The organism is Micromonospora sp. NPDC005298, from assembly GCF_040607375.1.
Classification (GTDB): Bacteria; Actinomycetota; Actinomycetes; order Mycobacteriales; family Micromonosporaceae; genus Micromonospora.
In genome coordinates, this window is sequence record NZ_JBEXGP010000015.1 from 84,063 (window position 1) to 101,239 (window position 17,177).

The 17,177-nt window shown below is 70.0% G+C and carries 18 protein-coding genes and 2 tRNA genes; 11 read left to right on the forward strand and 9 right to left on the reverse strand.

Features of this window, described 5'->3' with window-relative positions; all coding sequences use genetic code 11:
• Positions 1-37 precede the first annotated feature (37 nt).
• Positions 38-223 carry a hypothetical protein gene (locus ABZS77_RS20510; protein WP_354824910.1) on the reverse strand — a complete coding sequence of 62 codons (186 nt, stop codon included), beginning with the start codon at positions 221-223 and terminating at the stop codon, positions 38-40.
• A gap of 672 nt (positions 224-895) precedes the next feature.
• Between ABZS77_RS20510 and ABZS77_RS20515 the strand changes: the two genes are divergently transcribed.
• Complete coding sequence (locus tag ABZS77_RS20515) at positions 896-1,150, forward strand: type II toxin-antitoxin system prevent-host-death family antitoxin (RefSeq protein ID WP_354824912.1); 255 nt, start codon at positions 896-898, stop codon at positions 1,148-1,150.
• Entirely contained in the window at positions 1,147-1,521 is a 375-nt protein-coding gene (locus tag ABZS77_RS20520; RefSeq protein ID WP_354824914.1) for a type II toxin-antitoxin system VapC family toxin, read from the forward strand. Before ABZS77_RS20515 ends, ABZS77_RS20520 begins: the two co-directional genes overlap by 4 nt.
• Before the next feature lie 389 nt (positions 1,522-1,910).
• On the opposite strand, the gene ABZS77_RS20525 is transcribed toward ABZS77_RS20520, so the two are convergent.
• The 3 genes from ABZS77_RS20525 to ABZS77_RS20535 form a co-directional block, all read right to left on the reverse strand.
• Positions 1,911-2,591, reverse strand: coding sequence for a hypothetical protein (locus ABZS77_RS20525; RefSeq protein ID WP_354824916.1), 681 nt, complete (start codon positions 2,589-2,591; stop codon positions 1,911-1,913).
• A gap of 351 nt (positions 2,592-2,942) precedes the next feature.
• Positions 2,943-3,788, reverse strand: a complete 846-nt coding sequence (locus ABZS77_RS20530) for a protein phosphatase 2C domain-containing protein (protein ID WP_354824919.1) — start codon at positions 3,786-3,788, stop codon at positions 2,943-2,945.
• Positions 3,788-4,630 (reverse strand): sigma-70 family RNA polymerase sigma factor, encoded by an 843-nt coding sequence (locus ABZS77_RS20535; protein ID WP_354824922.1) that lies wholly within the window; start codon positions 4,628-4,630, stop codon positions 3,788-3,790. Before ABZS77_RS20535 ends, ABZS77_RS20530 begins: the two co-directional genes overlap by 1 nt.
• 150 nt (positions 4,631-4,780) lie before the next feature.
• Here ABZS77_RS20535 and ABZS77_RS20540 point away from each other — a divergent pair, with 150 nt between their 5' ends.
• The 8 genes from ABZS77_RS20540 to ABZS77_RS20575 all read left to right on the forward strand — a co-directional run bounded on the left by ABZS77_RS20540 (position 4,781) and on the right by ABZS77_RS20575 (position 11,469).
• Positions 4,781-5,206, forward strand: a complete 426-nt coding sequence (locus tag ABZS77_RS20540; protein ID WP_354824925.1) for a hypothetical protein — start codon at positions 4,781-4,783, stop codon at positions 5,204-5,206.
• An 88-nt stretch (positions 5,207-5,294) separates the two neighbouring features.
• Positions 5,295-5,753, forward strand: a complete 459-nt coding sequence (locus tag ABZS77_RS20545; protein WP_354824927.1) for a hypothetical protein — start codon at positions 5,295-5,297, stop codon at positions 5,751-5,753.
• Positions 5,754-5,756: 3 nt separating this feature from the next.
• On the forward strand, positions 5,757-7,187 hold the full coding sequence (locus ABZS77_RS20550) for an FtsK/SpoIIIE domain-containing protein (RefSeq protein ID WP_354824930.1): 1,431 nt from the start codon (positions 5,757-5,759) through the stop codon (positions 7,185-7,187).
• On the forward strand, positions 7,184-7,798 hold the full coding sequence (locus ABZS77_RS20555; RefSeq protein WP_354824933.1) for a DUF2637 domain-containing protein: 615 nt from the start codon (positions 7,184-7,186) through the stop codon (positions 7,796-7,798). Before ABZS77_RS20550 ends, ABZS77_RS20555 begins: the two co-directional genes overlap by 4 nt.
• Positions 7,795-8,439 carry a GGDEF domain-containing protein gene (locus ABZS77_RS20560; protein WP_354824936.1) on the forward strand — a complete coding sequence of 215 codons (645 nt, stop codon included), beginning with the start codon at positions 7,795-7,797 and terminating at the stop codon, positions 8,437-8,439. The genes ABZS77_RS20555 and ABZS77_RS20560 overlap by 4 nt, the downstream gene beginning before the upstream one ends.
• Positions 8,436-10,154 carry a replication initiator gene (locus ABZS77_RS20565; protein WP_354824939.1) on the forward strand — a complete coding sequence of 573 codons (1,719 nt, stop codon included), beginning with the start codon at positions 8,436-8,438 and terminating at the stop codon, positions 10,152-10,154. Before ABZS77_RS20560 ends, ABZS77_RS20565 begins: the two co-directional genes overlap by 4 nt.
• The gene (locus tag ABZS77_RS20570) at positions 10,151-10,339 is read left to right on the forward strand and encodes a helix-turn-helix domain-containing protein (RefSeq protein WP_354824942.1); all 189 of its coding nucleotides are present in this window, start codon (positions 10,151-10,153) and stop codon (positions 10,337-10,339) included. Before ABZS77_RS20565 ends, ABZS77_RS20570 begins: the two co-directional genes overlap by 4 nt.
• 113 nt (positions 10,340-10,452) lie before the next feature.
• The gene (locus tag ABZS77_RS20575) at positions 10,453-11,469 is read left to right on the forward strand and encodes a tyrosine-type recombinase/integrase (RefSeq protein ID WP_354824945.1); all 1,017 of its coding nucleotides are present in this window, start codon (positions 10,453-10,455) and stop codon (positions 11,467-11,469) included.
• A gap of 14 nt (positions 11,470-11,483) precedes the next feature.
• On the opposite strand, the gene ABZS77_RS20580 is transcribed toward ABZS77_RS20575, so the two are convergent.
• The 4 genes from ABZS77_RS20580 to ABZS77_RS20595 form a co-directional block, all read right to left on the reverse strand.
• A tRNA-Ile gene (locus tag ABZS77_RS20580) sits at positions 11,484-11,560 on the reverse strand.
• A 122-nt stretch (positions 11,561-11,682) separates the two neighbouring features.
• The gene (locus tag ABZS77_RS20585) at positions 11,683-12,921 is read right to left on the reverse strand and encodes an NAD(P)/FAD-dependent oxidoreductase (RefSeq protein ID WP_354824948.1); all 1,239 of its coding nucleotides are present in this window, start codon (positions 12,919-12,921) and stop codon (positions 11,683-11,685) included.
• Positions 12,911-15,028 (reverse strand): MMPL family transporter, encoded by a 2,118-nt coding sequence (locus tag ABZS77_RS20590; protein WP_354824951.1) that lies wholly within the window; start codon positions 15,026-15,028, stop codon positions 12,911-12,913. The genes ABZS77_RS20585 and ABZS77_RS20590 overlap by 11 nt, the downstream gene beginning before the upstream one ends.
• A gap of 158 nt (positions 15,029-15,186) precedes the next feature.
• Positions 15,187-15,262, reverse strand: a tRNA-Asn gene (locus ABZS77_RS20595).
• Between the two features lie 261 nt (positions 15,263-15,523).
• Between ABZS77_RS20595 and ABZS77_RS20600 the strand changes: the two genes are divergently transcribed.
• Positions 15,524-15,928 (forward strand): hypothetical protein, encoded by a 405-nt coding sequence (locus tag ABZS77_RS20600; protein ID WP_354824954.1) that lies wholly within the window; start codon positions 15,524-15,526, stop codon positions 15,926-15,928.
• Between the two features lie 78 nt (positions 15,929-16,006).
• Here ABZS77_RS20600 and ABZS77_RS20605 read toward each other — a convergent pair whose 3' ends face one another.
• The gene (locus tag ABZS77_RS20605) at positions 16,007-17,014 is read right to left on the reverse strand and encodes a sugar phosphate isomerase/epimerase family protein (RefSeq protein WP_354824957.1); all 1,008 of its coding nucleotides are present in this window, start codon (positions 17,012-17,014) and stop codon (positions 16,007-16,009) included.
• Between the last annotated feature and the right edge of the window lie 163 nt (positions 17,015-17,177).

The following is a 17,177-nucleotide window of genomic DNA, read 5'->3' on the forward strand; positions in this document are numbered from 1 at the left end:
CTGCCGACGGCAGCAGGGGCAGGGTGTTCAGGTCCAACTATGTGATGCCCCTGGCGAACAGCGCCACCACGGTCGGGTTGTGCGTGCTGAGGCCGATTCGCTCGGCCCAACGTCCGAGGCCGACCAGTCCGATCTCGTGGGCCTCTTGTTCGGTGACGGCCGCGACTGCCGCGCTCAAGGTGGTCGCACGATCGCCAAGTTTGGAGATGGCGATCGGGTTCACCCGTGAATCATCCGTGTCACCGTCACCCTCGCACCAAGCGGGCGACACTCCGGCGTACTCCACTGTCATGACCCACGTCAGGGTGGCAGCTGATTCCATGGCTGTCCTTTCCGGCTTGGTCCTCGCACTCCCGCCGAACACAACCCCGGCGTGGGCGCAGCAGGGACCAGTGTCGCGGATCTGTGTCTGGTCAGAGCTTGGGTTCGACCGGTGAGGGCAGTTGCCACGGGTCGGGCACGCCGAGATGGTGTTTCTTACGCACGGCCAGGTGGGCGAGCTGGCGGCAGCGGCGAAGCCGCACGGGCTGATCTATCCGCGTGCTCGCCTACACCGGTCTGCGCTGGGGTGAGTTGGCGCCTGGACCTGGTGGCGGATCGCCTCGACCGGGCGGCGGGTCGTGCGGCTGCGGACTCAGTGCGGACTGAGAGCGTCGGTCTGGACCTGGATGCGGTGCGTCCGGGTCGTCGGCAGCATGACTGACCAGGTAAAACGGTTGGTGGGCCGGAGGTACCACCATGCGAACCACGCCGCCACCATCCCTGGTGATCCGCTGATCCTGACTCTTCCCAGGGCGCGGCGTCTGGCGACCTCGACCCCGAGCAGCCCAAGGCCGCTGACGCATGCGGCCAAGCAGGCTAAACTAATCCCTTAGCTAAGCGAGGAGGTCGCGTCATGTCGGCTGAGGCCGTGCACTACAACATGCATGATGCCAAGACCCATCTGTCGCGCATCATTGAACGGGTGGAACGCGGCGAGGAGATCATCATCGACCGGGCGGGCACCCCGGTGGCGAAGGTCGTACCGCTGGTCCGGCGGGCCAACCGCACCGCAGTCGGCTCCCTCGCCGGACAAGTGGACCTCTCCGGTGACTGGGACTCAGCACAGACCAACGCCGAGATCGCCGACGACTTCGGCATCGGCGCATGAACCTGCTGCTGGATACTCACGTCGCGCTCTGGGCCATCACTGGCGACCCGACTCTCGGTGCCGAGTTGCTCGACCGACTACGCCACGAGCCGGACATCTTTCTCTCCCCGGTCACCCTTTGGGAGATCACCATCAAGCAGAGCACCGGAAAACTCACCGGACCCCCTGACCTCGCAGAGCGGGTAAGGGACATGGGCTTTCGAGAACTCCCGGTGACCTACGCCCACGCCATAGCCGCCGGACGCCTGCCATCGCATCACCGCGATCCCTTCGACCGCATGCTGGTGGCACAGGCAATTACCGAAGGTCTGACCCTCGCCTCCCGCGACGCGTCGATAGCGTTGTACGACGTGGACGTCCTCAAGGTCTGACAGACAACTCGGTCCACGCCTGATACCTGCGAGAGGCCCAGGCCCAACTCGCCCACTGGCCGCCGAGCGGCGTCGGTCGCTTAGCCCCGGCGCACGCCGTGGCCTGCATCTTCTCGGGTCTCCGACCCCTCCGATTGGGTATCCGTTTCGGTGGGGCGGGCGGGACTCGAACCCGCGACCGAGGGATTATGAGATCAAGATGGGCGACCCTACGACCTGCCCGATTGAGCTCCTAGCAGGGGAAACGCCTCTCGTCATCTCTCACCACTCCCCCGCCGCCGGTCAGCCTCTTGCGGACTAGATGCGGACTGCGGGGTCGGATGGTCGGGAGCGGCGAGTAGGCGCAGGCGATACCAGGCCACCGTCACAGTCGCCCCGATCTGCACTGGCTATGACCCGCTGACGACCCCACCAAAGTTGTCGTCCAGAGCCCCGGCCCTCACGATGGCGCCAGAGTCGCGATCACCGCGTCGCCTGGCACAGACGGCAAACGCGAGGACCAAAACGGTGGCCGTCGCGGCGGCGCCCCAGACGGTCAGCATGACCGAATCCGCCACGGGGCTCTCCGCTGGCGGTGGCAGCACCACCATGTTGAGAGCTGCACCGACGGGAGCGACGAGTGTCGCGAGAATCCCGACCGGGCCGGGACGCCGGATGATGGCCCCCACCGCTCCGAGAGGCAATCCCAACACCACGCTTGCGACCAACCAGAATGGCATTTGCCCCCACCCGAAGCCTTGGTGGAACGGGAACAGCATGGGAACGACTTCGTAGACGACCGTGGCGTCGATAAGCGCGACGCATCCCGCCAGTGCCCCGGCGAGCACCCCAACCACCGGTCGGAGGCCCCTGCTCACCAGCCAACCCACGGCCACAGCCATAGTGGCCCACGCCCAACCTGAGTCGAGGATCAGGCTGGCGAACTCGGCCGTTTGCGACCAGGCGCCACGGTCCGCACGCGCCCTGCCACCCTCACCGAGCAGCAGCGGCACACTGTTGACGACAGCCGCGGCGGCACCCATTGCCGCACCGACGGCCAGACTGGCCGCCATCCCCCGAATCAATCGCATTCGATCACTCTAGATGCCGTCAGAGGCCATGCCGCTGATTCCCGCCCACGCAACGGCTCCTCCGCCTAAAGCCCATCTCCGCCGTGAGTCCGCACATCGTGGAACGGGCCTGTTGCCCGGTGTCAACACAACGATCCACCGTGTTGACACCGGGCAACAGGTCTGTTCGGCTTCGCCCGGACTCACGGTGGAGGTGGGCGGCCCCATCTCTGTCGAAGATCCCCGCCGGAGGCATCGCCTGGGCACTTGGCGCATCTGCGAGTATCGGCCGGCGCGCCGGCCGATGCCGGCGCTTGCGCCGCCAGCAGGCCGAGCGCGGCCCGCTTGCGGGCCGCCTTGATTCTTAAGGGGTCAATTCGGCAGTAGTAGCCGCTCTCGCAGCTGAGTGCAGTGCGCGAGGGTTGCGTCATCGTGAGTCTTGCCGCGCGGCCACTGTGCACCGTAGGGATCGCCTGTCTCTGCTTCCCGGACGCGGCGAATGATCTCGGTCGGGCCAGCAGCGTCGAGTAGCGCGAGGACCTCAGGCCATTCAGCGAGTCCGAATCGATCGGTGATGCGGCTGGCTCCGTCACTGAGGAGGACCGCGCTGGCGAGGTCTCGGATGCGGCGACTCCCGGTCAGCGCTTCGGATGCTGCTTGTGGGTTGTCTGCGGCGACCCAGAAACCGCCGGGCTGGTTGCGATGGGCTCGGAGAGCTTCCACGTACTCGCGCCGGGCCTGGTGGTGCTCTGGGGTGTCATTGACGGCGGCATCCATGGCTGCGCGGTAGCGGCGCCCGATCGTCGCTTCCCGGTCATCGGCGATAGCGAGCGGTACGTCTCCGGCTTGATCGAGCACGAGGACCGAGTCTGCGAGCACGAGGTAGTCGGCGCGGTCGTCGTTGACGCGGAAGATGATGACGGTTGCGGACGGGCTACTCGGGTCGCTGATGTCGCAGGTCCCTCGGTGCGCGCCGGCCACTTGGTCGATGGCCTGGCCGAGAACGGTGGTGAGGTCCTGGCTGTCGTCGGCCGCCAGCTGGGCGAGCAGCGCCCCGCCAAGTCGGCGCGTGTACCACGCGACACCATGAGTGCAGGTCGACTTGGTCCCGGACAGGCCAGCGCCGTCGAGCAGAACAACGGCATTCGGTACGGCGCCGGTGAAGTCTTCGTTGGGCTGGTCGGGCTTCGCAGGACTGGTTGCCATGCTGACCTGCATCAGGCTTCCTCCAACTGGTAAAGCGGGGTCAGTAGCTCAACCTGGCGGGGCTCGTTGGTACCTGGCTCGTATTGGGTGCCGACCAAGACGGAGAAGTTGCCGGTGTTGACCTGCGCGTAGAGCTCGCTGATCTGGGTGCAGATCAGGTGAACGGCACCGAGTGAGCCAGGCGGATGGATGCCGGTAAACACGATGAGTGACCCCTGCCCGTCGGGGCGGGGCAGTCGGCCAAGGTAGGCCACGTCAGAGGTAGTCGGCGGATTCTGATCCTGGCCGGAGCGGTAAACGGTGTCGGTCCTGCGGTCGACCAGCGTCCAGGGGCCGTCGCTGGCTCGCTCGAACTGGAGTACCGGGTCCTGGGCGAGGACCTGGGCGACGGGTTCGGAGATGCGCGGCCCGCAGATCACCACGAGGTTCGGGCGGTTCAGGTCGATGGCGCCACCGACCGGGACGTGCTCGAACGATGGTTCCAGCCCGAGACTTCTAGCCAGCTCGCCCAAGCGTTGGGCTGCGGCGACATCTTCAATCGCCACCACGGGTCGGGCCTTGATCGCTTCTTCCTTGAGTGGCGTGGCGATGATGACGCTGCCCGTACCGAGGAAGGCACCTTCGGGTGCTGGTCCGCCGTGGCGGATCTGGTGGATGCGCCCGCGCGTCAGGCCCACCTTCTGGGCTATATGCGCGTACGACATGCCCTGGTCATGCAGCTCTTGGATGACCCGACGGCGAAGGCGGGCAAGTTCGGTCACTTCCTCCTGAGCTGCCGACATGCGAGTTGTCGCCTGTCGTAACAACTCGAACGGATCGCGTAGCGCCGCGATCCTGTCCACTTCGCCCGTCATGCCGGTCCTCGCAGTTGACGTAGGAGTGTCTAGCCCCCTTGACGCTCTCACGGTACCGCCGTAGCTTCTTGTCTATCCCCCTATACATCACTCACGAAGCCAAGCCGCGACTGTCTAGGGGGGTAGACAGGCGGCCGGAAGGACAGAGCGATGTCGATCCCCAATGCGATCAAGGTGCCGGTTCCGTTCGAGTACGTGTTCCCGCAGGGGGCGCTGTGCCTGGGTGTGGAGCCGGTGACAGATTTCGACAAGCGTGGCCAGGGCGACGACCAGGCCCGTGACAAGGACACCGGCGAGCGCCTGTGGGTGGTCAAGGTCCTCGACCTCGACCCGGAGGCCGGCAAGTTCGGCGGCACCAAGGAAGTCAAGGTGAAGATCGCCGCCCCGGTGCAGCCGGTGCCTCCGGCGTCGAAGATCCCCGGATACCCGCCGGCGGTGACGTTCACGGACGTGACCCTGACGCCGTACGTCGACAGCCAGCGGTGCAAGGGCTCGGGGAAGTGCCGGGCGCGTCAGGCGTGGTCGGTCCGCGCCGGGGCCATGACCGAACCCGCCGCCGTGAAGCAGGCGGCCTGACCAGATCTGGACGCGCGGGGCGGGAATCGTCTTGGCGGAGGAAGCCCGCCCCGCGCATCACCCGTTCTCCCTGGAAGGAGTTGGGCTGATGCCCACGCTAGCTGACGCTGCCCGCATCGTCGGGAACCCGCGCCCCGCCCCCGCCCGTCGCACTCACCGCCGCACGGTGATGCGCCTCGCCGGTCCTGGTATCCGGGCCGCCCGCGAGGTCTACACCACCGTCCCGTCCGACGCGGTGCGCGTGGCCGCGCTGGTGGAGATCTCCGCCGCCGCTGCCGCTCTGGCCCGCACGGTGGTGAAGCTGCGCCACCTCGACCCGGACCTGATCGCCCCGCACGTCTCCGATCGGGTCGACCTTCGAGCGGTCCTCGGTCGGGGCCGGTGGCTGCCGACCATGACCCGCCACGTCCCTGCCCCGGACTCCGGCCCGGTGGACCTGGCCGCGTTGCTGCCTGCCCGCCCGCCGGTGCGTCGTCGGGTGGTGCGTCGTCGTCCCGGTACGCCGGGTCAGGCCGTCCTGTTCGCCGCTGCGGGTGGGGAGGGCTGAGCCGTGCCGCTGGTCAACGTGATCCGGGGTGAGCGGATCGACTCGGCTCCGATCAACGTGCGGACCCCGTTCGTACGTATCCCGATGTGGCTGGCCCTGACCTGGTGGACGCTCAAGGGCCTGGCCCGGCTGGTGTTCGTGGCGGTGCGGTTCTGGTACGTCACCGCCCCGGTCGTGTTCTTCGCCTGGCTCTACGGCCGGTTCGGGTGGGCTGGTCCGGTCGGGTTCGTCGCCCTGGTCGCCGCCGTCGCCGCTGGGTGGGCGTTCGGGCATCGGCCGTCGTTCCTGCGGTTCGGGTGGTGGCCGGTCCTGTCCTGCTACCGGCGGATGCTCTACCGGCGGAAGTGGATGGCGGCGATGGTGACGGCCAAGCTCGCCGTGTCCTTCGACTCCCACACCGTCCTGCCGGTGCTGCGTCGGGTGCGCTGCGGCGGCGGTATCGACGTGGTGGTCGTGCGGATGGTGACCGGGCAGATCCCCGACGACTTCGCCAAGGTAGCGGAGAGGTTGGCGCACACGTTTGGGGTCCGGCAGGTCAAGGCCGCACCCGGTCCGCGCCCCGATGTGGTGCTGCTGCACCTGTTCCGCGGTGACCCCCTCGCCAAGCTCGTCCGCCCGATGCCGGTCCCGGCCGTGCCGGAGTTCACCGCCCTGCCGGTCGGTCGGCAGGAGGACGGCGACGGCTACGAGCTGCGCCTGTTCGGCACACAGGTCCTCGTGGTCGGCGCGACCGGGTCGGGCAAGGGCTCGGTCATCTGGTCCGTGGTCCGCTCCCTCGCCGCCGGCGTCACCTCCGGGCTTGTCCAGGTCTGGGGCCTGGATCCGAAAGGCGGCATGGAACTCGGGATGGGTGCGCCGATGTTCACCCGGTTCGCCCGCAAGGACTACACGGCGATGTGTGAGCTGATCGAGGAAGCCGCGACCGTTGCCAAGGACCGGGCCGGGAAGCTCTACGGCCGCACCCGCCAGCACACCCCGACCCCGGATGAGCCGCTGATCGTCCTGGTGATCGATGAACTGGCCAACCTGACCGCCTACCTCACCGACCGTCAGCTCAAGGACCGCATCAAGGCTGCGCTCTCGATCCTGCTCAGCCAGGGTCGCGCGGTCGGCGTGCACGTGGTCGCCGCGATCCAGGACCCCCGCAAGGAGGTCCTGCCGTTCCGCGACCTGTTCCCGACCCGCATCGGCCTGCGCCTCGCGGAAGCCGCACAGGTCGACCTCGTGCTCGGCGAGGGGATGCGCGATCGCGGGGCGCTGTGTGACCGCATTCCGCAGTCCCTGCCCGGTGTCGGCTTCGTGGTCATCGACGGTGACCCGACCCCGATGCGGGTCCGCTTCTCCTACCTGACCGACGCGGAGATCCGCGACATGGCCCAGACCTACGGCCGGCTGCGCGTGATCGACGGCGAGATCCTGGACGGTGCCGCATGAAGCCCCACCCCGCCAACACCCGCGCCGACCGCATCGACGCCCTGGTCCTCGTCGTCATCCTGCTCATCGTCGCCGGCTTCGCGGGCGCCGCGTCGTTCACCCACGTCAAGGACTGGACCCTCGACAACTCCCCGGCGGGCACGGGCGAGTGGTTCGGCTGGGCCAACGCCGTCATCAGCGAACTCATCCCCGCCGCCGCGCTGCTGACCATCCGCCGCCGACGCCGCAGCGGCGGGCCGATCGGCTACCCGATGTTCCTGCTCGTCGCCGCCGTCGCCCTGTCCCTGGCCGCGCAACTCGCCGTGGCGAAGCCCGGCCTGTCCGGGTGGCTGCTGTCCGCCGTCCCGGCGCTGGCGTTCATCGGCCTGTCCAAGCTCGTCCTGTCCACCGCCCCGCCCTCCGCCGACCCCGCGTCGGTCCGCCCGTTCGAGCAGCCCGCCCCGGCCCGCCCGGTCGAGCAGCCCACCGCGCCGGCTCCTGCGCCGGCCGTGGCTGAGCCCGTCGGCCTGGTCCCCGTCGAGCCGACCAACCCGGCACCGGTCGTTCCGGTGGCTCCGGCTGCCTTCGTTCGCCGCAATGGTGTTCCGCTGATGGGAGAGGTGACCCGATGACTGACGCACTCCTGTCTGGCCTGTTCCTCGTCGGCGTCCTTGCCCTGCTCGCCTGGGATCAGTACCGGCTCTACGTCGCCCGCTACGAACTGGCCGCCCTGCAACGGACCACCCTCCGGGACCCGCTGACCGGCCTGGCGAACCGCGCCGGCCTGGCCGACGCATGGACCCAGCTCGCTCCGCTGCGCCCGTGGGTGGTGGTGGTCGACCTGGACGGCTTCAAGCCGGTCAACGACACCCACGGCCACGCCGCCGGGGACCTGGTCCTCACCGCCGTCGCCTCCCGCCTCCGCACCATCCACGGCGTGCCCGCCCGCCTCGGCGGAGACGAATTCGCCGCACTGCTCCTCGACCCGAACCCGGCCGCTGCCGCCCGGCAGCTCGCCGCCACGATCGCAGCCCCCGTCCGGCTGCCCTCCGGGATCACGGTGGCAGTGACCGCCAGCATCGGCCTCGCCCCCGCCAGCCCGGCCGGACTCGCCGCCGCCCTGGCCGACGCTGACGCGGCCATGTACCGGGCCAAGACCACCCGAGCCGGCGTCGTCGCGTTCGACCCGCTGCGCGATGACCACGCCACCACCGACCCCCGTCCGGTCGTGCGGGTCCGCGATCTCACCCCGACTGTGGGGGTGGGCCGATGACGCTCACCCCGACGCTGCCCGGCCTCGAACCCGCCCCCGTGGTGGAGCCGAGGCCGGGCTCCCGGGCCGCCCGGATGCTCATGCCCCGCTCCGTCGACGTGGTCAAGGACCTGGCCGCCGACTACGGCGTCTGCACCCGGCCGGTGTCCCTGCGCCGCACCGACCTCGACTCGGGCCAGACCGAAGTCGTCGACATGCCGTGCGGCGCTACCCAAGAAGCCAAGTGCCCCGCCTGCGCCACCAAAGCGCGCAGGCTGCGCCAGCAGCAGATCCGCGAGGGATGGCACCGCGACGACGAACCCGACCCCGGCCCGGAGCCCGCCACTGACGCGCAACGCGGCCTGATCGTCGCCCGCGCTCACCTTGAGTTCGCCCGGGATGAGGCGGCCCGTGTTTCCCAGTGGGATCAGGTCGCGGACCTGGACGACGCGATCGCCGAACTGGAATCACAGATCACCACCGAGGGCATGCGCGGTCGCCCCGCCCCACCTCACGCCACCGAGGACCAGGAGGACGACGACGGCAAGCGGCGAGTTCGGTCGACCAAGCGTCGGCAGGATGCCCCGGACCTGCCTCGACTCCCGGTGGAGAACCGGACCGTTGGGCGGACCTTCGAGGGTCGCGGCGGACAGGTGTTCCGGCCGTCGATGTTCCTCACGCTCACTCTCGGCTCCTACGGCCGCGTCCACAGCGATGGCACGCCGGTCGACCCGGACAGCTACGACTACCGGCGGGCCGCCTGGGACGCGGTGCACTTCCCCCGGCTGCTCGATCGGTTCTGGCAGAACCTGCGCCGCGCGGTCGGCTGGAACGTCCAATACGCCGGTGCCGTCGAGCCACAACGCCGGCTCGCCCCGCACGCGCACTTCGCCATCCGGGGCACCATCCCCCGCGCCCTCGTGCGGCAGGTCGCCGCCGCGACCTATCACCAGGTGTGGTGGCCCTCGGTCGACGTGCGGGTCTACGAACCGGGGCGCGCGCCGCAGTGGGACGCCGACGCCACCGGTTACATCGACCCGGAGTCCGGCCGGCTGCTGCCGTCGTGGGATGACGCCCTGGACCTGGTCGACGCCGACCCCGACGCTGCCCCCGTGCACGTCGCCCGCTTCGGCGCCCAGATCGACGCCAAAGGCGTCATCGCCGGCACGAAGGACGCTGATCGGTGCGTCGGTTACATCACCAAGTACCTGACCAAGCAGGCGGCCGACTGCCACGAGGTGACCACCGGACGGCAGCGGGCGCACCTGGAACGGCTCTGGCAGGAACTGCGGCACACGCCCTGCTCGGAGCGGTGCGCTAACTGGCTGCTCTATGGCGTCCAGCCGAAGAAGGCCAAGCAGGGGCTGCGGCCGGGCAACTGCAAAAACAAGGTCCACAAGCGGGAAACCCTCGGCATCGGCGGCCGACGTGTCCTCATCTCCCGCCAGTGGTCCGGCAAGACACTCACCGACCACAGGGCCGACCGCCGCGACTGGGTCAAGGCGCTGCTCGGCGTGACCACCGACGCCGACACCGCCCCGGCCGGCGGCGAACAACGCCACGCCTGGGAGTTGGCCAAGCCGACCGACCCGGACGTTGCCCCGCTCGGGCATCGAGTCCTGCGGGCCATCTCCGAACGCATCCAATGGCGCGTACAACTCGACGCCGCAAGACGGGCCGCCGCCGACCCGCCCGATGTTTCGGCAACCGCGACTACTCGGGAGGGAGCCGCATGAAGGCCCGGACGATCGAACCGCTGTGGACGGCCGAGGACGTGTCGACCTTCCTCGGCATCCCGGTCAGCACTCTCTATCAGTGGCGGTACCGCAGGATCGGGCCGAAGGCGTCTCGGGTGGGCCGGCACCTGCGGTACAACCCGGCCGACGTGCGGGCGTGGCTCGACGAGGCGGCAGACCGATGAGCGTGGTCAAGCGCCCGAACGGGAAGTGGCGTGCCCGGTACCGGGATGCTGCCGGCAAGGAGCACGCTCGGCACTTCGACCGAAAGGTCGACGCTGACCGGTGGCACGCCTCGATGAAGACGGCACTCGCCCGCGGTGAGTGGGTCGATCCGGCTCTCGCGCGGGTCACGGTTGGGGACTGGGCCGCTCGGTGGTTCGCCAATCAGGTGCAGCTCAAGCCGTCGACTCGCCAGCGGTACGGCAGTCTGCTGCGGAGGCAGGTGCTTCCGGTGTGGGAACGCGTCCCGCTTTCGGCAGTCACGCACGCCGACGTTGGCGAGTGGGTGCGCCGCATGACGCAGGCCGGTCTTGCGCCCTCCACCGTTCGGCAAGCCCACCGGGTGTTCTCGCTGCTGCTGGCCCTCGCCGTTCGGGATGGCCGGTTGACTCGCAACGTCGCGGCGGGTGTGCGGCTGCCCCGAGTCGGACGGTCGGAGAAGGTGTTCCTGACGCACGGCCAGGTGGGCGAGCTGGCGGCGGCGGCAGAACCGCACGGGCTAATCATCCGGGTACTGGCCTACACGGGGCTGCGGTGGGGCGAACTGGCCGCGCTTCGGGTCCGCCGGGTGGACCTGGTGAAGCGCCGGCTGTTGGTCGCGGAGTCGGTGACCGAGGTCAACGGTCGGGCGGTGTTCGGCACGCCCAAGACGCACCAACGCCGGTCGGTGCCGCTCCCCCGCTTCCTGGTCGAGCCGATCGCCGCGCAGATCGCCGGCCGCACAGGTGACGAGCTGGTATTCACCTCCCCGGCCGGCGACGTGCTGCGCAACAACAACTTCCGTCGCCGCGTCTTCGATCGGGCTGCGGAGTCGATCGGGCTCGCTGGCCTAACTCCGCACGAGCTGCGGCACACGGCGGCAAGTCTGGCGGTGGCCGAGGGCGCCAACGTCAAGGCGGTGCAGCGGATGCTCGGCCATGCCTCGGCAGCCATGACGCTGGACGTGTACGCGGACCTGTTCGAGGACGACCTGGACCAGGTGGCGGACCGCCTCGACCGGGCGGCGGGTCGTGCTGCTGCGGACTCAGTGCGGACTGAGGGCGTCGGTCCGGACCTCGACGCGGTGCGTCCGGGTCGTCGGCAGCATGGCTGACCAGGGAAAACGGTTGGTGGGGCGGGCGGGACTCGAACCCGCGACCGAGGGATTATGAGTCCCCTGCTCTAACCGGCTGAGCTACCGCCCCGAAACACCGCGCCGGATCTTATCCCGCCCGGCGGTCAGCAGCCAGCACCGCGCCGGTCGGCGCCCACGCCTGCACCAGCACGAAGGGCTACAGGAATATAACAGCGTGCTCGGGTACGGCGGTCAGCCGGCGCGCAGCCCTTCCAGCACCGCTCCGGCGGCGCGCCAGCCGCTGGCGAGGGCGCCCTGGATCGATGGGCTGTCGCGGTGGTCACCGGCCACGAACAGGCCCTCCCCCAACGAGACGGGCTTGCGCAGCCGTCCCTGCGGTGGTGGTGCGGCGGGCAGCGCCTGCGATACGGCGACTGTGGTGAGGTGTGTCCAGTCGGCGGTGGATCGACCGTACAGGCGGGTCAACTCGGCCCGGATGGTCGGCTCGGGTGGGGCCGTCGGACCGACCACCGACGTGGCGACGAGGTGCCGTCCGGCCGGCGCGTACGTCGGGGCGGCGTTGCTCAGCACCACTGTGTTCGCCACGATCTCCCGCCGGTCGCCGTCGACGAGCAGGATCGGTTCGGCGAGGGGTGGTTCGGGCGCGCTGTGGTAGTAGGTGGTGTAGCTGTGCATGCGTACCGTCGCCAGGGCCGGCAGCAGCGCGGACGCGGCGGGTGGGTCGACGGCGACCACGACGGCCCGGCAGCGGATGTCGCCGGCCTGGGTGCGGACCCGGCCGGGGACGACCTCGGCGACCGGCATGTTCAGGTCGAGCAGGTCGGCGGGGAGTGGGTCGGCGATGGCCCGGGGCAGCGCGGCCATCCCTTCGGCGGGCAGGCCGATGCGACCGCGGGCGAAGGACCGCAGCACCATCGCGAGGACGTGGCTGGAGGTGGCCAGTTCCCGGTCGATGAACACGCCGGACAGGAACGGTCGCAGCAGCTCCTCGATGATCGCGTCGGAGAGGCCGGCGCGGCGCAGCGCCGCCTCGGCGGTGGTCTCCGGTGCGGCGAGCAGCCGGGAGGCGGGCAGTGTGGCGCAGCCGGTGGCGAGCGCCGCGAAGCGCAGCCGGTCGCGCAGGGAGCCGATGGCGGCGAGCGCGGTGCCGGGGGCGCCGGTGGGTTCGCGCAGCGGGTTGACCAGCCGCAGCAGGTCGTCGCCCTTGCGGACGAGCACGCCGGAGGTGAAGTGGCCGAGGTCGAGCCGGTCGGTGTCGAGCAGCGTGCCGAGCCGGGGGTAGGCGGTGTTGAGCACCTGGAAACCCCTGTCGATGAGGTAGCCGTCGACGACGTCGGTGGCGACCCGGCCGCCGAGTCGGCCGTCGGCCTCCAGCAGCCGCCAGGGCACGCCGGCGCGGTGCAGCCGCCGGGCGGCGGCGAGCCCGGCCAGGCCGCCGCCGACGATGACGACGTCGGTCTCAGCCAGCATCGCGCGCCTCCCGCTCACCGTTCGCCCGGGACAACCGGCCCGGCCACCACACCTTCGGCCCGATGTCGTACGCCAGTGCCGGCACCAGCAGCGACCGGACGATGATCGTGTCGATGAGTACCCCGATGGCGACGGCGGTACCCAGTTCGACGAGTACCACGAGGGGCAGCACGGCGAGGGCGGAGAACGTCGCGGCGAGCACGATGCCGGCGGAGGTGATCACGCCGCCGGTGACGGCGAGGCCGGCGAGCACACCGGCGCGGGTGCCGCGCTTGACGGACTCTTCACGGACCCGGCTCATCAGGAAGATGTTGTAGTCGATGCCGAGCGCGACCAGGAAGACGAACGCGAACAGCGGGAACGACGAGTCGACGCCGGGGAAGTCGAAGACGTGCCGGAACAGCAGCGCGCACAGGCCGAGGGTGGCCGCGAAGCTGAGCAGCACGGTGGCGATCAGCAGCAGCGGGGCGAGCAGGGCGCGCAGCAGCAGGGCCAGGATGACGGCGATGACCACCAGCACGATCGGGATGATGACGTTCTGGTCGCGTGTCGCGGCGTCGGAGGTGTCCACGTTGATCGCGGTGAAGCCGCCGACCACGGCGTCCGCGTCGGGCACCCGGTGGACGGCGACCCGCAGCTCGCGGATGGTCCGCTCGGCGCCGTCGCTGTCCGGCGGGTCGGCGAGGGTCGCCTCCAGTTGCACCCGCCCGTCGACGACCTTCGGTGCGGCGTTCTCCCGGGGTGGGCCGGTCTGCGGGCCGGCGGTGAGCGGGCGGACGTCGGCGACACCGGGTACGCCCTGCGCCACCTGGGCGACCTGCCGGGCGGCCTGTTCGGTGGTGAAGATGGTGGCCGGGCTGCCGGTGCCGGCCGGGTAGTGCCGGGCGATCACCTCCTGCCCGTCGACCGAGTCGGTGCGCTGGGTGAACAGGTCGGACTGGCCGAGGGTGGTGGCGCCGAGCTGGGTGAGGCCGAGCGTGAGCAGGGCCAGCACGACGGCGGTGCTCAGCCAGATCGGCCGGGCGTGCCGGGCCACGAAGCCGGCGATGCGGCTCCAGATGCCGTGTTCGGCGCGCGGGTCGGCCTGGTCCTCGCGGGGCCGCCGGGGCCAGAACGCCCACCGTCCGCCGAGCACCAGCAGCGCGGGCAGGAAGGTGAGCATCACCAGCAGGGTGGCGGCGATGCCGATGGCGGCGACGGGGCCGAGCGCCCGGTTGGAGTTGAGGCTGGACAGCAGCAGGCAGAGCAGGCTGACGATGACGGTGCCGCCGGAGGCGATGATGGCGGGTGCGGCGCCCTTCCAGGCGGTGCGCATCGCGTCCCACGGTCGGTCGTGCCGGTGCAGCTCCTCCCGGTAGCGGGCGATGAGCAGCAGCGCGTAGTCGGTGCCGGCGCCGAAGACCAGCACGGTGAGGATGCCCTGGGCCTGCCCGTTGAGCTTGATCACGTCGGCGTCGGCGAGCAGGTAGACGAAGACCGAGGCGAGCGCGTACGACATTCCGGCGGCGAGCAGCGGGAAGATCCAGAGCACCGGGCTGCGGTAGACGATCAGCAGGATGATCAGCACCACGACGAGGGTGACCAGCAGCAGTGGCCCGTCGATGGCGGCGAACACCTCGATCAGGTCGGCGAGCAGGCCGGCCGGTCCGGCGACGTCCACGGTAAGCCCGTTCCGGCCGCCGCCGGTGATGTCGCGGAGCTGTTCGACGACCGTACCGATCTCCTCGCCCTCGGCGTCGTCCACCGGGACGACGACCTGGAGGGCCTGGCCGTCCGCGCTGGGGATGGGCGGGGGCAGCGGGGTGACCACGCCGGGCACCTGGGCGAACCGTGCGACGTCGGCGGCGGCCTGCTGCCGGTCCGCGTCGGTGATGCCGGAGGGCCGCTCGTAGACCACGAGCGCCGGGACGGTCTCCCGGTCGACGAACCCGCCGGCGAGGTCCTGGGCGCGGGTCGCCTCGGCGTCGGTGGGCAGGAACGCGGCGTTGTCGTTGGTGGCGACCTCACTGAGACGCCCCGCGTACGGGCCGGCCACCCCGCCGATCACCAGCCAGGCCAGCACGACCGCCACCGCGATCAGCGTGGCCCTGCCGCCTCGTCCGGCCATCCGCACTCACCCCAAGAATCGACGCATCAATCGACGCAGCGGGAGTCTAGGTCGACATCGACCATCCTGCCGGGCGAGCGCGGCGCGGGAGGGCGAAACCGGGGCCATACGCAACGAAAACGCCCGTCGGCCGGGGCCGACGGGCGTGGGTGGAACTCTGGCTCCCCCGATTGGACTCGAACCAATAACCTGCCGGTTAACAGCCGGCTGCTCTGCCAATTGAGCTACAGGGGATCGTGCACCGCCCGGAACCGGATCTCACCGGTGCCCTGCGACGGGACAAGAGTACAGGACATACCCGGGTGGTGGTCCAGTGGGTTCCCTCCCGACCCGGACCTCGACAATCGGGGTAAATCGTCATCCCGGCACAAGCATGCTTGAGCGGAGAGCAGGATGGGTAGTTAGCTGCGGACAGAGGACGCAGGCGCGAATTGGTCGCCTTCCGACGGGGCAACCCGCCGGGGTGACGGCGCGTCAGGTACGGAAGGAGCCGCCATGCGCGGAAAGATCATGTTTCTTGGCGGGCTGGCTGCGGGATTCGTCCTGGGCGCCCGTGCCGGCCGGGAGAAGTACGAAGAGCTCGTGGTCCGGGGCCGCAAGGTGCTCGACCACCCGACCGTCCAGGAGGCGGCGGGGGTTGCGCAGGCCCAGGCCAACAAGCTCTACAGCGAGGGCAAGGACAAGCTCGGCCAGAGCAAGCTGGGCGAGAAGCTGGGCACCGGCAACGGCAGCACCGGCAAGCAGGAACTGACCGCCGCCGACGACGCGTTCGCCGGCACGCCCGCCACCGTGGGCGCCAAGGCGGGCAGCAGCCCGGTCGGCACGACCTCCGGGTCGCCGTCGGCCACCAACCCCCGCACCAAGCCGTCCGGCTCGGGCACCAACGCCAGCACGCTCTGATTCATCGCACGTAGACCCATCGCACGTCGACGGGCCGGTCGCCGAGAGGCGACCGGCCCGTGGTCTGTCCGCGTACGGTCAGTCCTTGCTGCTGAACGCCGCGTCGAAGGCGGCGCTCGGAGCGTCGAAGGCGAGCCGACGGACGAACTGCAGCGCCTCCGGAGCGCCCAGCAGACGGTCCATCCCGGCGTCCTCCCACTCGATCGAGATGGGACCGGTGTAGCCGATCGCGTTCAACGCGCGGAAGCAGTCCTCCCAGGGCACGTCACCGTGGCCGGTGGAGACGAAGTCCCACCCGCGGCGCAGATCCGCCCAGGGCAGATGGGAGGCGAGCCGGCCACGCCGGCCGTCCCCGGTCCGCACCTTCGCGTCCTTGCAGTCCACGTGGTAGATCCGGTCGGCGAAGTCGAAGATGAAGTTCACCGGGTCCAGTTCCTGCCAGACGAAGTGCGACGGGTCCCAGTTCAACCCGAACGCGGGCCGGTTGCCGATCGCCTCCAGCGCCCGCTTGGTCGTCCAGTAGTCGTACGCGATCTCGCTGGGGTGCACCTCGTGCGCGAACCGCACCCCCACCTCGTCGAACACGTCGAGGATCGGGTTCCACCGGTCGGCGAAGTCCTGGTAGCCGCGCTCGATCATCGACGGCGGCACCGGCGGGAACATCGCCAGGGTGTGCCAGATCGACGAGCCGGTGAAGCCGACGACGGTCTTCACGCCGAGCTTCGCCGCCGCCCGCGCGGTGTCCTTGATCTCCTCGGCGGCCCGCTGGCGTACGCCCTCGGGCTCCCCGTCGCCCCAGATCCGGGCGGGCAGGATGTCCTGGTGCCGCTCGTCGATCGGGTGGTCGCAGACCGCCTGACCGACCAGGTGGTTGGAGATCGTGAAGACCTGAAGGTTGTGCTTCGCGAGCGTCTCCCGCTTGCGATCGACGTACGAGTCGTCGGCGAGCGCCTTGTCGACCTCGAAGTGGTCGCCCCAGCAGGCGATCTCCAGACCGTCGTAGCCCCACTCGGAGGCGAGCCGGCAGACCTCCTCGAACGGAAGGTCGGCCCACTGGCCGGTGAAGAGCGTGATGGGTCGCGCCATTGTCCTTCTCCCCTGTTGTGATGGGGATTCCATGTGCGGGACCAGGGCGAGGGTGACCGGTCGGGCCGGTGCGCGGCGTCGGGGCGGTCACCGGTGGGTGCGGAGCACACCTGGGCCCGGCGGGTTGCGCCTCCCACCGGATCACCGGCCACCGTCACGGTCG

Coding starts and splice junctions, on each gene's coding strand:
- ABZS77_RS20560 (WP_354824936.1), top strand. CDS start 7,795: ATGACTGACGCACTCCTGTCTGGCCTGTTCCTCGTCGGCGTCCTTGCC.
- ABZS77_RS20530 (WP_354824919.1), bottom strand. CDS start 3,788: ATGCAGGTCAGCATGGCAACCAGTCCTGCGAAGCCCGACCAGCCCAAC.
- ABZS77_RS20540 (WP_354824925.1), top strand. CDS start 4,781: ATGTCGATCCCCAATGCGATCAAGGTGCCGGTTCCGTTCGAGTACGTG.
- ABZS77_RS20555 (WP_354824933.1), top strand. CDS start 7,184: ATGAAGCCCCACCCCGCCAACACCCGCGCCGACCGCATCGACGCCCTG.
- ABZS77_RS20605 (WP_354824957.1), bottom strand. CDS start 17,014: ATGGCGCGACCCATCACGCTCTTCACCGGCCAGTGGGCCGACCTTCCG.
- ABZS77_RS20520 (WP_354824914.1), top strand. CDS start 1,147: ATGAACCTGCTGCTGGATACTCACGTCGCGCTCTGGGCCATCACTGGC.
- ABZS77_RS20590 (WP_354824951.1), bottom strand. CDS start 15,028: ATGGCCGGACGAGGCGGCAGGGCCACGCTGATCGCGGTGGCGGTCGTG.
- ABZS77_RS20575 (WP_354824945.1), top strand. CDS start 10,453: ATGAAGACGGCACTCGCCCGCGGTGAGTGGGTCGATCCGGCTCTCGCG.
- ABZS77_RS20570 (WP_354824942.1), top strand. CDS start 10,151: ATGAAGGCCCGGACGATCGAACCGCTGTGGACGGCCGAGGACGTGTCG.
- ABZS77_RS20525 (WP_354824916.1), bottom strand. CDS start 2,591: ATGCGATTGATTCGGGGGATGGCGGCCAGTCTGGCCGTCGGTGCGGCA.
- ABZS77_RS20565 (WP_354824939.1), top strand. CDS start 8,436: ATGACGCTCACCCCGACGCTGCCCGGCCTCGAACCCGCCCCCGTGGTG.
- ABZS77_RS20535 (WP_354824922.1), bottom strand. CDS start 4,630: ATGACGGGCGAAGTGGACAGGATCGCGGCGCTACGCGATCCGTTCGAG.
- ABZS77_RS20545 (WP_354824927.1), top strand. CDS start 5,295: ATGCCCACGCTAGCTGACGCTGCCCGCATCGTCGGGAACCCGCGCCCC.
- ABZS77_RS20515 (WP_354824912.1), top strand. CDS start 896: ATGTCGGCTGAGGCCGTGCACTACAACATGCATGATGCCAAGACCCAT.
- ABZS77_RS20600 (WP_354824954.1), top strand. CDS start 15,524: ATGCGCGGAAAGATCATGTTTCTTGGCGGGCTGGCTGCGGGATTCGTC.
- ABZS77_RS20585 (WP_354824948.1), bottom strand. CDS start 12,921: ATGCTGGCTGAGACCGACGTCGTCATCGTCGGCGGCGGCCTGGCCGGG.